Source organism: Amycolatopsis thermalba (assembly GCF_023376025.1).
GTDB classification, from domain to species: Bacteria; Actinomycetota; Actinomycetes; order Mycobacteriales; family Pseudonocardiaceae; genus Amycolatopsis_E; species Amycolatopsis_E thermalba.
The window spans coordinates 211,181-226,937 of sequence record NZ_CP091196.1 but is presented as its reverse complement, the minus strand read 5'-3'; the positions used below and the strand labels follow the sequence as shown (position 1 = coordinate 226,937).

12 protein-coding genes are annotated in these 15,757 nt (G+C 72.1%); 7 read left to right on the top strand and 5 right to left on the bottom strand.

The genetic code is table 11. From position 1 onward, the window contains the following. Positions 1 to 48: 48 nt before the first annotated feature. The 4 genes from L1857_RS01110 to L1857_RS01095 are packed head-to-tail and all read left to right on the top strand — an operon-like array spanning position 49 to position 4,996. Complete coding sequence (locus L1857_RS01110) at positions 49 to 1,659, top strand: ABC transporter substrate-binding protein (RefSeq protein WP_240323459.1); 1,611 nt, start codon at positions 49 to 51, stop codon at positions 1,657 to 1,659. Continuing rightward, positions 1,656 to 2,603 (top strand): ABC transporter permease, encoded by a 948-nt coding sequence (locus L1857_RS01105; RefSeq protein WP_249464284.1) that lies wholly within the window; start codon positions 1,656 to 1,658, stop codon positions 2,601 to 2,603. The genes L1857_RS01110 and L1857_RS01105 overlap by 4 nt, the downstream gene beginning before the upstream one ends. Further along, entirely contained in the window at positions 2,596 to 3,426 is an 831-nt protein-coding gene (locus L1857_RS01100; protein ID WP_240323458.1) for an ABC transporter permease, read from the top strand. The genes L1857_RS01105 and L1857_RS01100 overlap by 8 nt, the downstream gene beginning before the upstream one ends. Further along, positions 3,419 to 4,996, top strand: coding sequence for a dipeptide ABC transporter ATP-binding protein (locus L1857_RS01095; protein WP_094006532.1), 1,578 nt, complete (start codon positions 3,419 to 3,421; stop codon positions 4,994 to 4,996). Before L1857_RS01100 ends, L1857_RS01095 begins: the two co-directional genes overlap by 8 nt. Before the next feature lie 1,145 nt (positions 4,997 to 6,141). Here L1857_RS01095 and L1857_RS01090 read toward each other — a convergent pair. Together L1857_RS01090 and L1857_RS01085 are read right to left on the bottom strand one after the other, a co-directional pair. Beyond that, a complete protein-coding gene (locus tag L1857_RS01090) occupies positions 6,142 to 7,995 on the bottom strand; it encodes an FAD/NAD(P)-binding protein (RefSeq protein WP_116114671.1) in 1,854 nt (617 codons plus the stop codon). Positions 7,996 to 8,052: 57 nt separating this feature from the next. Next, positions 8,053 to 8,697 (bottom strand): TetR/AcrR family transcriptional regulator, encoded by a 645-nt coding sequence (locus L1857_RS01085; protein ID WP_162831247.1) that lies wholly within the window; start codon positions 8,695 to 8,697, stop codon positions 8,053 to 8,055. Positions 8,698 to 8,769: 72 nt separating this feature from the next. On the opposite strand from L1857_RS01085, the gene L1857_RS01080 reads away from it, so the two are divergent. After that, entirely contained in the window at positions 8,770 to 9,987 is a 1,218-nt protein-coding gene (locus L1857_RS01080) for a lipase family protein (protein ID WP_249464281.1), read from the top strand. An 11-nt stretch (positions 9,988 to 9,998) separates the two neighbouring features. Here L1857_RS01080 and L1857_RS01075 read toward each other — a convergent pair whose 3' ends face one another. After that, positions 9,999 to 10,406: a DUF3151 domain-containing protein gene (locus L1857_RS01075; protein ID WP_094006518.1), complete on the bottom strand. Its 408-nt coding sequence runs from the start codon at positions 10,404 to 10,406 to the stop codon at positions 9,999 to 10,001. Positions 10,407 to 10,628: 222 nt separating this feature from the next. Between L1857_RS01075 and L1857_RS01070 the strand changes: the two genes are divergently transcribed. Continuing rightward, the gene (locus tag L1857_RS01070; protein ID WP_094006517.1) at positions 10,629 to 11,801 is read left to right on the top strand and encodes a hypothetical protein; all 1,173 of its coding nucleotides are present in this window, start codon (positions 10,629 to 10,631) and stop codon (positions 11,799 to 11,801) included. Here L1857_RS01070 and fbaA read toward each other — a convergent pair. Together fbaA and L1857_RS01060 are read right to left on the bottom strand one after the other, a co-directional pair. After that, positions 11,794 to 12,825 carry a class II fructose-bisphosphate aldolase gene (fbaA, locus tag L1857_RS01065; protein ID WP_094006516.1) on the bottom strand — a complete coding sequence of 344 codons (1,032 nt, stop codon included), beginning with the start codon at positions 12,823 to 12,825 and terminating at the stop codon, positions 11,794 to 11,796. The two genes, L1857_RS01070 and fbaA, sit on opposite strands and share 8 nt — an antisense overlap. Positions 12,826 to 12,982: 157 nt before the next feature. Next, positions 12,983 to 13,810, bottom strand: coding sequence for an LLM class F420-dependent oxidoreductase (locus L1857_RS01060; RefSeq protein ID WP_094006515.1), 828 nt, complete (start codon positions 13,808 to 13,810; stop codon positions 12,983 to 12,985). Positions 13,811 to 13,860: 50 nt separating this feature from the next. On the opposite strand from L1857_RS01060, the gene L1857_RS01055 reads away from it, so the two are divergent. Continuing rightward, positions 13,861 to 14,784, top strand: a complete 924-nt coding sequence (locus L1857_RS01055; RefSeq protein ID WP_116114665.1) for an aldo/keto reductase — start codon at positions 13,861 to 13,863, stop codon at positions 14,782 to 14,784. Positions 14,785 to 15,757: the final 973 nt, after the last annotated feature.

Sequence of the window (15,757 nt, the reverse complement as noted above, 5' to 3'; positions counted from 1 at the left end):
GCTGGGAAGCACGGTTCGACCGCTGGAATCGTGCCTAGCGTTGATCTCGTGTCTCCCAGCCTCCCCGCGAAAACCCTGCCCCTCGCCGCTGCCGCCGCGCTGCTCGTGGCCGGATGCTCGTCCGGCTCGACGGCGGCGGACGCGGGACCGCCCCGGCCCGGCGGCACCCTGACGATCGCCGTCGGCTCCAACCCCGACTGCATCGACCCGCAGCAGGCCGCGACCAACGTCAGCCTCAACGTGGGCCGCCAGCTCGTCGACTCCCTCACCGACCAGGACCCGGCCACCGGCGAGATCGAGCCGTGGCTCGCGCAGCGGTGGGAGAGCAACGCCGACTCCACGAGCTTCACCTTCCACCTGCGCACCGGCGCGACCTTCGCCGACGGCACCCCGGTCGACGCCGCCGCGGTGAAGACCAGCTTCGACGGCATCAAGGCCCTCGGCGCGAAGGCGCAGCTGGGCTCCGGCTACCTCGCCGCGTACACCGGCGCCACGGTGGTCGACCCGCAGACCGTGCGGATCGACTTCTCCGCGCCGAGCGCGCAGTTCCTGCAGGCCAGCTCGACCATGTCGCTCGGTATCCTGGCGCCCGCCGCGTACGCGAAGACGCCCGATCAGCGCTGCCAGGGCGACGGGCTGATCGGCTCCGGGCCGTTCGTCTTCGAAAGCTTCAAGCAGAACGCCGGCATCATCATCGCCAAGCGCCCCGGCTACGACTGGGGCTCGTCGCTGTGGCAGCACCAGGGTGAGGCCTACCTCGACAAGGTCGACTACAAGATCGTGCCCGAGCCCGGCGTGCGCACCGGCAGCCTGCTGTCCGGCCAGCTCAAGGCGACCACCGAGGTGCAGCCGGTGGACGAGGCGCAGTTCCAGGGCGGCGGGTTCGGCACGCAGACCCGGCCCAACCCGGGCATCGTGTTCAACCTGCACGCCAACGTCACGCGCGGCGTCCTGACCGACGAGACGGTGCGCCAGGCGGCGAGCAAGGGCGTGAACCGCCAGGAGGTCGTCGACACCGTCCTGTCGCCGAACTACCGGCCGGCGAGCAGCATCCTGGCCTCGACCACCCCGCTGCACGCCGACCTGTCCGCCCAGCTCGCCTACGACCCGGCGGGCGCGGCGCGGCTGCTCGACGCGGACGGCTGGGTTCCCGGCCCGGACGGCATCCGCGTCAAGAACGGGCAGCGGCTCGCGGCGACGGTCGTGTACGCGCAGGTGTTCAACCAGAGCCAGAGCGTCCTGGAACTGCTGCAGCAGCAACTGCGCCGGATCGGCTTCGACCTGCGGCTCGAACCGCGCACCAGCGCCGAGACCCTGCAGATCCAGCAGTCCGGGAACTACGAGTTCCTCTGGTACAACGTGACCCGCGCCGATCCGGACATCCTGCGCAACACCTTCTCCACCAAGGCGGGCAACCGCAGCAGGCTCCAGCCGGGCAACCCGCTCGACGCCGCACTGGACGCGCAGGCCGCCACCGTCGCCCCGGCGGCCCGCAAGCCGGCGGCGGAGGAGGCGCAACGGCTCATCGTCGACCACGCGTACTCGATCCCGGTGTTCGAACTGACCCAGGTGGTGGCGCTCGGCCCGGACGCGCACGCGGTGAACTTCGAGGCGTCGTCGCGGTTGCAGCTGTTCGACACCTGGGTCTCGGGCTCATGACGCGGCACCTGCTGCGCCGGGCCGGCCAGGCGGTGGTCGTGCTGTGGGCGGCGTTCACGGTGTCGTTCGTGATCCTCTACCTGCTGCCGGGCGACGCGGTGCTGGCCAAGCTCGGCGGCGGGGACGCCGGCGCCACGGTGACCGCCGAGCAGCTGGCCCAGGCGCAGGCCGAGTACGGGCTGGACGAGCCGTGGCCGGTGCAGTACGGAAAGCGCTTGCTCGCCGCGCTGCACGGCGACTTCGGCACGTCCATCACCACCGGCGACAGCGCCACGCACGTGGTGCTGTCCGCGTTGCCACCGACGCTCGCGGTGGCCGGCCTGGGCTTGCTGCTGGCGATCCTGTTCGGCGGCGGCGCGGCGCTGGCCGGCACCTACACGCGGCACCGGTGGCTGGGCAACCTGCTGCTGTCGCTGCCGCCGCTGGGGATCTCGCTGCCGGTGTTCTGGGTGGGCCTGGTGCTGATCCAGATCTTCTCGTTCCAGCTGCGGGTGCTGCCCGCGCTGGGCAACCAGGGCATGCAGTCGCTGATCCTGCCCGCGATCACGCTCGCGCTGCCCACCGGCGCGGTCATCGGTCAGGTGCTCGCCAAGAGCCTGCGCACGCAGCTCGCCGAGCCGTACGTGGAGATCGTCCGGGCCCGCGGCGCCGGGCGCGCGCGGGTCCACTTCGGACACGCGTTGCGCAACGCGGCGATCCCGGCGCTGACCATGCTGGGTGTGGTGACCGGGCAGCTGCTGGCCGGGTCGGTGGTGACGGAGACGGTGTTCTCCCGCGACGGCGTCGGCCGCGTCACCACGGCGGCGGTCAACGGGCAGGACATCCCGGTGGTGCAGGCGGTGATCGTGCTGGCCGCGTTCGTCTTCGTGGTGATCAACCTCGCGGTCGACCTGCTGTACCCGCTGCTGGACCCGCGGGTCCGCAAGGAGGCGGCCGGTGACTGAGGTCCTCGCCGTGCGGGCGGGTTTCTGGGTGCGGCGACCCGGGCTGGTGCTGTCCGTGGTGGTGTTCGCGGTGGTCGTGCTGTGGGCGCTGGTGCCGTCGGCGTTCACCAGCTACGACCCGCTCGCCGGGGTGCCGCGGGAGAAGTTGCAGGGACCGTCGGCGGCGCACCTGTTCGGCACCGACGAGACCGGGCGGGACGTGTTCGCCCGCGTCGTGCACGGCGCCGGGGCGTCGTTGCGGGCGACTCTGCTGGCGGTGCTGATCGCGCTGGTGGCGGGCTCGGTGCTCGGCCTGGTCGCCGGGGCTCGGGGCGGATGGCTCGACTCGGTGCTGATGCGGGTGATGGACGTGCTGCTCGCGATCCCGTCGATCCTGCTGTCGCTGGCGCTGGTCACCGCGCTCGGGTTCGGCACGACGAAGGTGGCGATCGCGGTCGGGGTGGCGAACGTGGCGAACTTCGCCCGGCTGATGCGGGCGGAGGTCATCCGGGTGCGGACGGGCGTGTACGTCGAGGCCGCGCGGGCGAGCGGCGTTCGGTGGTTCGGGGTGCTGACCCGGCACATCCTGCCGAACGCGCTCGGGCCGGTGGTGGTGCTGGCGGTGCTCAGCTTCGGCACCGCGGTGCTGGAGATCTCCGCGCTGAGCTTCCTCGGTTACGGCGCGACGCCGCCGTCGCCGGAGTGGGGGTCGCTGGTGTCGGCGGGGCGCGCGTACCTGGCGAGCGCCTGGTGGATGACGACGTTGCCCGGGCTGGTGATCGCCGCGGTGGTGCTGGCGGCGAACCGGTTGTCGCGGGCGCTGGACGGAGAACGGGATGAGTGAGCTGCTGGTGGTGCGGGATCTCGCCGTGTCGTACCGGGGCGTGCCCGCGGTGCGATCGGTGGACCTGACCGTACGAAGTGGACAGACGGTCGCCGTGGTCGGCGAATCCGGTTCGGGCAAGTCGACGACCGCGCACGCGGTGATCGGGTTGCTGCCGAGGGGTGGGCGGATCGTCGGCGGGTCGATCACGTTCGACGGGCGTGAGCTGACCTCGTTGTCCTCCCGGGCGTGGCGGGGCGTTCGCGGCCGGGAGATCGCGTTGGTCCCGCAGGATCCGACGGTGTCGCTGAACCCGGTCAAGCGGATCGGGGAGCAGGTCGGGGAGGCGCTGGTGATCCACGGCCTGGCGACCCGGCGGACCGCGGCCGCGGAGGCGGTGGAGTTGCTGGCGCGGGCGGGGGTTTCGCGGCCGGATCTGCGGGCGCGGCAGTACCCGCACGAGCTGTCCGGCGGGTTGCGGCAGCGGGCGCTCATCGCGGCGGCGCTGGCCGGGAAGCCGCGGTTGATCATCGCGGACGAGCCGACGAGCGCGCTGGACGTGACGGTGCAGCGGCGGATCCTCGATCACCTGGCGGAGCTGGCGGCGGCGGAGAACCTGGCGTTGTTGCTGATCACGCACGACCTCGGGGTGGCGGCGGACCGGGCGGACGAGATCGCGGTGATGTCGGAGGGGCGGCTGGTCGAACGGGCGCCGAGTGCGGAGCTGCTGGCGGCGCCGTCCCAGGCGTACACGCGCCGATTGCTGGCGGCGGCGCCGAGCCTGGCTACTGCGCCGCTGCGATCCCGGCGGCCGTCGGGGCCCGCGTTGGTGTCGGTTTCCGGGCTGCGCAAGGACTTCGGCGAGGTTCGCGCGGTGGACGACGTGTCGTTCGACATCCCGCGGGGCCAGACGCTGGCCCTGGTCGGCGAATCGGGTTCGGGCAAGTCGACGACGGCGCGGTTGGTGTTGCGCTTGGCGGAGCCGTCCGCGGGTTCGGTGGTGTTCGATGGCGTCGACGTGACGGCCGTGCGAGGTGCCGAGCTGCGGCGGTTGCGGAGGCGGATGCAGCTGGTGTACCAGAACCCGTACGCGTCGCTGAACCCGAAGCTGACGGTGGGCCAGATCGTGTCCGAGCCGCTGCGGGCCTTCCGGGCTCCCGGGAGTCCGGCTGAGCTGTTGGAGCAGGTCGCGCTCCCGGCGTCGATGCTGCGGCGCAAGCCGGCCGAGCTGTCCGGCGGGCAACGCCAGCGGGTGGCGATCGCGCGGGCCCTGGCGCTGCGCCCGGACCTGGTGGTGCTCGACGAGCCGGTGTCCGCGTTGGATGTTTCGGTGCAGGCGCAGATCCTCTCGCTGCTGGCCGGGTTGCAGGACGAGCTGGGCCTGACGTACCTGTTCATCTCCCACGACCTGGCCGTGGTGCGACAGGTGGCCGACCGGGTGGCGGTGATGCGCGCGGGAGAGGTGGTGGAGAGCGGCCCGGTGGACGAGGTGCTGCAGAGGCCCCAACACGCCTACACGAAGGACCTACTGGCATCAATCCCAGGCCGAGTGGCGGAACGAACCGGAGCTGAGCTGCGCCGGGTGGTTTGAGCCGCGGGAGTTGGGTTGTGCGGCACCGCCGCCGCTCGGCTGGCCCGTGCAGCCCCGGCCGGCCCTTGCCGCCCCGGCGCCGCATGCCGCCCGGCGCCGCATGCCGCCCGGCGCCGCATGCCGCCCGGCGCCGCATGCGGCCCCGGCCGCTCCGCCGTTCGGCTGCTAGGCCGCCCTGTGCTGCCCAGGCGGCCCATGCCTCCTCGGCTGGCCTGTGCCTTCCCAGCCCGCCCGGCGCCGCGTGCCGCTCCGCCGTTCGGCTGCTCGGCCGCCCTGTGCTGCCCAGGCGGCCCATGCCTCCTCGGCTGGCCCCGTGCTGCCCCGGCCGCCCCGCCGCCCATGCCGCCCCGCTGTTCGGCTGGCCCGGCCGCCCCGGCCCCGCATGCCGCCGCGGCCGCCCTGGCGCCGCTCGGTCGGCCCGTGCCTCCCCCGGCCGCTCCGCCGCTCGGCTGCTAGCCCGCCCTGTGCTGCCCAGGCGGGCCCCTGCCTCCTCGCTGGGCCTGTGCCGCCCCGGTTGGCTCCTGCCACCTCAGGTGGCGCCGGGCGCCGACGGCGGGGGTGCGGCCGGCCGCGGTGGGGTCGAGCAGTACCGCGGTGGGCAGCGTCCCACATTCCCGCGGTTTTCGCGCGGGTGGATGCTGGACGCACCGGCCCCCGGACTGCAACCGGGACGTTCACACCCGGGGCCGGTAGGTGGGCCGTCGACCGCAGGTACCCGGTTGGCGGCCCGCCGCGGCCTTGCCGTGGGGGTGGGTCGTGCCGCGGTGGGCAGCGTCCCACATTCCCGCGGTTTTCGCGCGGGTGGATGCTGGACGCACCGGCCCCCGGACTGCAACCGGGACGTTCACACCCGGGGCCGGTAGGTGGGCCGTCGACCGCAGGTACCCGGTTGGCGGCCCGCCGCGGCCTTGCCGTGGGGGTGGGTCGTGCCGCGGTGGGCAGCGTCCCACATTCCCACGGTTTTCGCGCGGGTGGATGCTGGACGCACCGGCCCCCGGACTGCAACCGGGACGTTCACACCCGGGGCCGGTAGGTGGGCCGTCGACCGCAGAGGTACCCGGTCGGCGGCCCGCCGCACGCCTTCGCCCTGTTCCGGTCGGCAGCACCTGCCCCCGGCCTGAGCCCGCCGCCAGGATCGGCGTCCTCTACCCCGGCCGCTCGTCGCGCAGCAAGCGCAGTATCTCCCGCGCCGTGGCGTCGTTCTGGCGGAAGGACAGGCCGTTCGTTCTCGGGCGGGTGAACGCCGCCGCTGAGCGGGCGCTCGTGTGCGGGCCCAGGGCGAACCGCCGGGAGTGGGGGCGGCCCGTGGCGTCCAGCAGCCGCCCGTCCGACACCCGCGTCGCGATCCGGCCCGACGGCAGGTCCCGCACGTGCTCCTCCGCCAGCTCGCCCGCACCCCGCAACTGCGCCAGCAACCCGTCCGAAGCCCGCCGCACGCTCGGCTCCGGCAGGCGCGCCTCGATCAGCGTCCGGGCCGTCACCGAACCCGGGAAACTCCCCGAAGAAGCGACGAAACCCGACGAACCAACGGAAATCCGCACGTCCGCCCCGAGGAACGACACCACCCCGGCCTCGTGCAGCGCCAGCAGCTCCTGCAACCGCCGCGGCGGGGGACCGCTCGCGTAGTACGAGAAGAACCCGTGCCACCAACCATCCACATCGGACACGTCCAGCGAACCGGACGCCATCAGCGGGGGCATCTGCTGGTACGCCGACAACAACGCCATGAACGCGCCCAGATCCGCCGAATACGCCGGATCCGCCCGCCGCGCCAGGTCCGCCTCCACGTACGACCGCAGGTACTTCCCGAACTCCTCCGCCGTCCCGAACCGCAGCCCCGCCAGCGGCCGGTCCAGCCGCTCCAGGTCGAGCCGGTCCTCCTCGGCCGGCACCGCCCGGCGCACCAGCGCGCGCATCTCCGCGCTGTCCCACGAGAACTCCGCGAAACAGCGGGAAAAATCCGCGAACGACATCCGCACCCGCGACGGATGCGCGGTGAACAGCTCGCTGTAGTACCCCCACGCCAGCTCCTTCGCCACGTGCGGCCACACGTCGGCGCGGAAATCGAGCTGCCGGCCCCGCTCCAGAAGCTCCGAAACCCGTTCGGGACCGAAGAACCGCGGCAACCCCAGCGGCGCGCCCTGCAACCGGTAACCGGGCTTCGCGTGGTAGGGCACTCCGCGCCGGGAACCGATGTGCAGCACCGGTTCCGCGCCGCTCGGGTGGTACACCAGCCCGCCCACGTGCTCGGTGAACCGCCCGCCGCGCCCCTCGGTCAGCAACAGCATCAGGTCCACGAACGCCAGCCCGAACCCGCGCACCAGCACCGGCTCACCCGGCGCGACGTGCTGGTAGTCGACGTCCGCCGGGTACCCCGCCGGGTAGTACGCCAGCCCGTGCGCGGCCGCGAACTCCGCCAGTTCCCGCTCACCCGAACCCGGTTCGGCGTCCAGGTGTCCCACCGCCAGCACGATCACGTCCACGTCGAGCGGCTCGTCCACCCCCGCCAGCCACACCCGCGTCTCGTCGATCCGCGTCGCCCGCGTGCGGTGCTCGACCACCTCGATGCCCGGCGCCAGCCCGGCCAGCACGTGCCGGTACACCCAGTCCAGGTACGCGCTCGCCAGCCGTCGCGTCGGAAAGGACGTCCCGCGCAACGCGAAGAGCTCGTCCCGCAGATCCTCCGGCACGTCGTACCGGATCCGCCCCGCGCGCACCTCCCGCGCCCACTGCCACAGCGACGGCCCCGTCCGCACCGGGCCGTCCATCGTCACCGTGTCGTCGGTGAACATCGTGACGTCCTCGGCCATCGAGTTCATCCGCAGCAACGGCGACTGCTCGTACCGCCAGATCCGGCCGGCGCCCGGCGGGAACGGGTCGATCAGGTGCACCACCAGCCCCGCCGGCCCCAGCAACGCGGCCGCGTTCGCCGACAACCGCTCCAGCACGCCGACCCCACGCGGACCCGCCCCCACGATCGCGAGCTGAGACGGCGCCATGCCTTCGACGCTACGGAAGGATCCCGGCCCCCGACCCGGTTCCCGCATCCTGGACCCCTACCGCACGCGCGCGATGACCTCGGGCGTCTGGTTGTACAGCCGCAGCACGCCGCCGATCGTGAACTCGGTCAGCAGGTCGATCAGCGCGTCGCGGTCCGGCGCGTCCCCGTTCCAGTTGAGCCCGACCAGCGATTCGACCATCGCGAAGTACATCGTGACCAGTGCGGTGTCCGCGCGGCCCGGTTCGACGCCGAACTCCGCCCACCGCTGGCCGCTCGCCTCGGTGTAGACGCGGGCCAGCCGCTTCCGCAGTCGGGACAGCGCCGGATTGCCGGTGCGCTCAGCCTCCTGGAACAGCGGCAGCGCGTCCGGATGCGCGGCGGCGAAGTCGAACAGGTTCGCGTAGTTCTTGCGCGCCCAGCTCTTCAGGTCCAGATCGGCGTCGCTCGCGCCGGCCGCCGCGATCGCCGCGTAGGCCTGCTCCTCCGCCTGCTCGACCACGGCCGCGAACAACGCGTTCTTGTCGCCGTACAGCTCGTACACCGCCTGCCGGGTCAGGCCGGCCTCCCGCGCGATGTGTTCGATGGTGGACCCCTGCAGGCCGCTCGTGGCGAAGACGTGCCCGGCCGCGGCGAGCACGAGGGCGCGTTGATCGGCGACCGGCAGCTTCCGGGGCCTGCCGGGGCCACGCTTTCGGGGCATTGACACGCCTGCCACCTCACCACAATCCTTTTCCGACATAACTGTCGGAAAATAGCTCACCGGGGAGCGTTCATGCGCCTTTCGACTCGCCGGCTCGCGGCGATCGTGACCGCGGCGGTCGCCGCGCTGTCGGTGACGACCGCGCCGGCCGGCGCCGCAACCTCCTCCGGCGACTTCTACGATCCGCCGGCCACGCTGCCGAGTGACAACGGCGCCATCATCCGTCACGAGCCGAGCCAGTTCTTCCTCGACCCGGTGAAGCTGCTCCGCGCTCCCGCCGACGTCCAGCGGATCATGTACCGCAGCACGGACACGCACGGTGACGCCGTCGCGGTCACCGGAACCGTGCTCACGCCCAAGACGCCGTGGCGCGGCGCGGGCGAGCGGCCGCTCATCGCCTACGCCCCCGGCACGCAGGGCCTGGGCGACCAGTGCGCGCCGTCCAAGGCGCTGGCCGCGGGCGGGGAGTACGAGGGCCCGTTCATCGCCGGCCTGCTGGCCCGCGGCTACGCGGTGGTCGTCACCGACTACCAGGGCCTGGGCACGCCCGGCGTGCACACCTACGTCAACCGGAAGGCCGAGGCCCACGCGGTCCTCGACTCGATCCGCGCCGCGCAGCGGCTCCCGGGCCTGCCCGCCGACGGGCCGGTCGCGATCGCGGGCTACTCCCAGGGCGGTGGCGCCTCCGCCGCGGCCGCCGAGCTGCAGCCGTCCTACGCCCCGGAGCTGGACCTCGAGGGCGCCTACGCGGGCGCGGTCCCGGCCGACCTGGCCGCGGTCGGCCGCAGCCTGGACGGCGCCTACGCCGTCGGTTTCCTGATGTTCGCCGTCGCGAGCGTCAACTACGCCTACCCCGAGCTGCGCATCACCGACGTCCTCAACGACCGGGGCAAGGCGCTCGTGGCCCGGGTCGAGCGCGAGTGCACGGTCGAATCGATCGTGGACCACGCGTTCACCCGCACCGCGGACCTGACCGTCGACGGCCGCTCGATCAGCGAATACCTGGCCGAGGAGCCCTACGCGTCGGTGGTCGAGGAGCAGCGGATCGGCCGGCTCGCACCGGCGGTCCCGATGTACGTCGTGCACAGCGCGCTGGACGACATCGTCCCCTACCAGCAGGGCCGGACGATGGCCCGGACCTGGTGCGACGAGGGCGCCACCGTGCGGTTCGACACCCTCGCGGTGCCGACCCACGTCGGTGGCGCCGTCGCCGGCTACCCGGCTGCCTTCGCGTGGCTGGAAGGCCGGTTCGCGGGCGAGGCAGCACCCGACAACTGCGGAGAGTTCTAAATGGTCAGGATCTACTGGAGCCCGGTCGCCGCGGCGGCCGCCGGGTCGGAGTCGGCGATGAACTTCCGGCACCGCTCGTACTCCTCGGTCTCCCCGAGGCGCTGGGCGGCCTTCGCCAGGGCCGCCAGCGCCCGCAGGAAGCCCTGGTTCGGGCGGTGGTCCCAGGGGATCGGGCCGAAGCCCTTCCAGCCGGCGCGGCGCAGCTGATCCAGCCCGCGGTGGTAGCCGGTGCGGGCGAAGGCGTAGGCCGGGACGAACTCGTTCGCCTCCAGCGCCCGCTCCGCCAGCGCCGCCCACGCCTCGCTGAAGTCGGGGTGCTCGGCGGCCACGTCGGACGGGTCGGTGCCGGCGTCCATCGCGGCCTGCGCGTCCACGCGCTCGGGCAGGCGGGTGGGGTCGGGTTCCAGCAGGTTCGTCATGGTGCCCAGTATCGGCGGCCTACACGAACAGGCTCGCGAGGACCCCGCTGCCGAGCAGGACGAGAGCGGCGATCAGGACCGCGGCGACGAGACGTTTCGGCATCACGGGCGGACACGATGCCCGTCGTCCGCCCCTGATGCAAGCGAGTCACGCCTCAGGGTGAACCCGGATATTCGGGCATCTCGCTCCGCCCGGCGGCGCCGACCATGGATGATGTCCGCATGACGAAGGCGCTCGAGGGGGCCGCCGAGGGTGTCGCCGTGCCGCGCGGCCCCATCGGCAAGACCAAGCTTTTCTTCGCCACCCACTGGGTGCGCGGGGTACCGGGGCAGCCGGCGCCCGCCTGGGTGCTGCGGTTCGCCTACGGCATGTGGCTGGTCGCGTTCACCTTCAAGGTGATCGGCTCGTCGTGGGACATGTCGTGGCACTTCAAGTTCATCCGCGACGACTTCGCCCCGCCGCACCTGATCAACACGGTCGGCACCGGGATCGTCATCGTGCTGGTCGCGATCCACAGCTACACCGGGCTCGGCTGCGACCGCCGCTCGCTGCGGCTGATGCAGGCCGGGCTGGTGATGTTCCTGATCGCCGCGCCGCTGGACGTCATCAACCACCGGGTCAGCGGTCTCGACCTGACCGCGTGGAGCCCCACGCACATGCTGCTCTACGTCGGCACCGGCGTGATGCTGGCCGGGGTCATCGACGGCTGGATGAAGACCGCGCCGCCGGGCCGGTTCCGCACGCTGGTGCTGACCGGGCTGTGGGTGTTCTTCCTGGAGAACACGTTCTTCCCGAACGGCCAGCAGGAGTACGGGATCCTCAGCCTGCGGGCGTGGGAGCGCGGCGCGCCGGAGGCCGAGCCGTCGCTGCTGAGCTTCGCCGCCGAGCAGATCGGGCACCCGGTCGACCGGGTCGCGGTGCTGCACTTCGCGATGCCGATCGCGGACTGGGTGTACCCGCTGTGGGGGGTGGGGGTGTCGGCGCTGGTCCTGGCGCTGGCGCGGCACACGATCGGCCGCACCTGGGCGGCGACGGCGGTGGCCGGCGCGTACGTGGCCTACCGCGCGATCATCTGGCCGCTGCTGGTCGTCGGCACGTTCCCGGCCTCGGCGATCCCGTTCTACCTGCTCGCGGTCGGGCTCGCGGTGGACGTGGCGTTCCGCGTGGGGCGGGCGCACCGGGTGCTCACGCCGCTGGCCGGCGGTCTGCTGGTGACCGCGTTCGGGTACGGCGCGCTGTGGCTGCAGTCGCAGCTGCGGCCGTGGCTGCTCGGCAGCGCGCACACCGAATCCGCGCCGCCGTTCGCCTACTGGCCCGCGCTGGTGGTGCTCGTGGGGCTGCCCGTGCTGTGGTGGGCCCTCACGCGGATGAGGGCCCACCAGACGGTCAGCTGATCTTCGTGCCCGCCGACTTGAGGTGCTCGGCGGCCTCGACGATGCGCTTGGCCATCGACTGCTCGGCCTGCTTGAGGTAGCTGCGCGGGTCGTAGGTCTTCTTGTTGCCGACCTCGCCGTCGATCTTCAGGACGCCGTCGTAGTTCTTGAAGAAGTGGTCGGCGATCGGGCGGGAGAAGGCGTACTGGGTGTCGGTGTCGATGTTCATCTTCACCACGCCGTAGGACACCGCCTCGTGGATCTCCTCCAGCAGCGAGCCGGAGCCGCCGTGGAAGACCAGCTCGAACGGCTTGCTGCCCTCGGCGAGGCCCAGCTTCTCGGCGGCGACCTGCTGGCCGCGCTTGAGCACCTCCGGGCGCAGCTTGACCGCGCCCGGCTTGTAGGCGCCGTGCACGTTGCCGAAGGTCGCGGCGAGCAGGTAGCGGCCCTTCTCGCCGGTGCCCAGCGCGTCGACGGTCTTCACGAAGTCGCCCTCGGCGGTGTACAGCTTCTCGTTGATGTCGTTCGAGACGCCGTCCTCCTCACCGCCGACGACGCCGATCTCCACCTCGAGGATGATCTTCGCGGCGGCCGCCTTCGCGAGCAGCTCGGTGGCGATCTCCAGGTTCTCGTCCAGGTCGATCGCCGAGCCGTCCCACATGTGCGACTGGAACAGCGGGTTCTGGCCCTTGTTGACGCGCTCCTGGGACAGGGCGATCAGCGGGCGGACGAAGCCGTCCAGCTTGTCCTTGGGGCAGTGGTCGGTGTGCAGGGCGATGTTGACCGGGTACTTCTCGGCGACGACGTGCGCGAACTCGGCGAGCGCGGTCGCACCGGTCACCATGTCCTTGACCCGGGTGCCGGACGCGAACTCGGCGCCACCGGTCGAGATCTGGATGATTCCGTCGCTCTCCGCGTCGGCGAACCCGCGCAGGGCGGCGTTGAGGGTCTCCGACGAGGTCACGTTGATCGCCGGGTACGCGAACTCGCCCGCCTTGGCCCGGTCCAGCATCTCCGCGTAGACCTCGGGGGTGGCGATGGGCATCGTTGGTCCTCCTAGCTGTGGTTCGCCTTCGTTGCCCGGAATCGTACGAGGTCGGCGGTGGGAGGACAGTGTGCTGGCTCTCTGCGGCGCAGGTCGGGAACGATCAAGTGACAAAAGCCGCTCCGCCCTGGTGCGGGGGCGGAGCGGCTTCGGCCGGTCAGGACAGCAGGGCCTCGCTGATGGCGCGGTAGCCGGGCAGCGGGTCGTCGCCGAGGACCTGGACGCAGACGTGGTCCGCGCCGGCGTCGAGGTGGGCGGTGATGCCCGCGGCGATCGAGTCGATGTCGCCGTGCAGGGCGAGGGCGTCGATCAGCGCGTCGCTGCCGCCGTTGTCCAGATCGGCTTCGGTCCAGCCGTGCCGGAGCAGGTTGCTCCGGTAGTTGACGAGGTTGAGGTACGGGTGCTCGATCGTCGGGCGGGCGATGGCGCGAGCCTTCTCCGGGTCGGTCTCCAACACGATCTTCTGCTCCGGGGCGAGCAGCACGCCGTCGCCGAGGACGCGGCGGGCCTCCTTGGTGTGCTCCGGCGTGGTCAGGTACGGGTGCGCGCCCGCGGTGCGCTCGGCGGAGAGCTGGAGCACCTTCGGGCCGAGCGCGGCCAGCGCGCGGGCGGCGACCGGCACACCGGCTTCGTCCAGGCCGTCGAGGTAGTCGACGATCTTGTCGTAGGGCTTCTGGTATTCCTGGTGGGCCTCCGGGTGGCCGATGCCGACGCCGAGCAGGAAGCGGCCGGGGTGCTTGGCCTCGATGCGCTGCCAGGACGCGCCGACGGTGGCCGCGTCGTCCTTCCACATGTTGACGATGCCGGTGGCGACCTTGATGTTCTCCGTCGCGTCCAGCAGCTCGTCGACGATGGTCAGCTGCCCGTCGGGGGAGCCGCCGATCCAGATCGCGCCGAAGCCGAGGCGTTCGGCTTCGCGTGCCAGGTCCGCGTTCAGCTGGTGCCAGCCCCGCCAGATACCGATCTTGCCGAGTTCGATAGCCATGCCTGTCCCAACTCCGGTGGGCGGCCGGTGCATTCCTCTATGTTGGGATCATGGCGAAAATCGGTGATCTCGAGGTGTTCCCGCTCAACCTCGGGGGCAACGTGTTCGGCTGGACCGCCGACGAGGAGCAGTCCTTCGCCGTGCTGGACGCGTACGCGGCCGCCGGCGGCAACTTCATCGACACCGCGGACGCCTACATGGCTCGCGTTCCGGGCAATTCGGGCGGCGAGTCGGAGACGATCATCGGCAAGTGGCTGAAGCGCCGCGGCCGTCGCGATGATGTCGTCATCGCGACGAAGGTGGGCAGCTGGGCGGCGCGGCCGGGGGTGAGCGCGAAGAACATCCGCGAGGCGGCGGAGGACTCGCTGCGCCGGTTGCAGACTGATTATCTGGACCTGTACTACGCCCACCGGGATGTGGCGGATGTGCCGCTGGAGGAGACGCTCGGTGCGTTCGACGCGCTGGTGCGGGCCGGGAAGGTGCGGTACCTGGGCGCGTCGAACTACAGCGCGGACCGGTTGGCGGAGGCGCTGTCCATTTCGGACCGCGAGGGGTTCGCCCGGTACGTGGCGGTGCAGCCGCACTACAACCTGGTCGAGCGCGGGTACGAGCAGGAGCTGGCCCCGCTGGTGGCGAAGGAGGGGTTGGCGTCGCTGCCCTACTTCGGGCTGGCCAGGGGTTTCCTGACGGGCAAGTACCGCTCGCGCGAGGCCGGCGGCAGCCCGCGGGCCGAGGGGGCGGTGGCGTACCTGGACCACCGGGGCGAGCGGGTGCTGGAGGCGCTGGACGAGATCTCGGCCGCGCGCGGGACTTCGCAGGCCGCGGTGGCGCTGGCGTGGCTGGCCGCGCAGCCGACTGTTGTGGCGCCCATCGCGAGCGCCCGGAACGTGGAGCAGTTGGCGGACCTGCTGGCTTCGGTGGAGCTCCGCTTGAGCGAGGCGGAGCTGGCTGCCTTGGATGACGCTTCGCAGTAGCCCGGTGGTTGGACGGGGGCGGGGCCTGGGCCGGCTTTCTCGCTGTTCTGTGAGTGGCCCTCTCGCCGTGGTGATGGCTGGTCTTCTCGCCGTGGTGATGGCCCTACTGACAGTGGCGCGGGTGGCTCTCTCGCCTAGTTACGGATGGCCTTCTCGCAGTGTCGTGGCTGGCTACGGCATGCGGTGGCTGGCCCTCTCGCTGTGACGCGAGCGGTCTCTTCGCTGGGGCGTGGCCGTTCCTCTCGCGTTGCCACGAAAGGTCCTCTCGCGCGCCGTCTTGACGAGTGTCCACTCGCGCGCCGAGCCGGTGCGCGCACGAAAGGCCCGCTCACGTGCCGCGAAGCGGTCTCCCGTGTGCTCACGAGAGGCCCACTCGCGTGTCGGCGAGAGGGTTCTCTCGGGTGTTGGTGATTGGCCCTTTCGCGCGCCAGCGAGGTGCCCTCTCGTGTGCCGGCGAGAGGTCCGCTCGCGCACCGACGAGAGGTCCGCTCGTGTGCCGGCCGCGGGGCCTTTCGCGCGGTGGCGGGTGATTGGCCCTTTCGCGCGCCAGCGAGGTGCCCTTTCATGCGTCGGCGAGAGGTCCGCTCGTGTGCCGGTGAGTGGCCCACGGGTGTGCCGGCCGCAGGGTCCTCCGCGTGGCGGCGATTGGCCCTTTCGCGCGCCAGCGAGCTGTCCTCTCGTGCACCGATGAGTGGCCCACTCGCGCGCCAGCCGCAGGGGTCCTTCGCGCGGCGGGCGATTGGCCCTCTCGTGCGCCGACGAACGGGCCGCTCGCGCACCGATGAGATGCCCTCTCGCGCGCTAACGAGCGGCCCTCTCGTGCGCCAACGAGAGGTCCCCTCGCGCGCCGACGAACGGCCCTCTCGTGCGCCGACGAACGGGCCGCTCGCGCACCGATGAGATGCCCACTCGTGCGCCGACGAGCGGCCCTCTCGTGCGCCAACGAGAGGTCCCCTCGCGCCCCGACGAACGG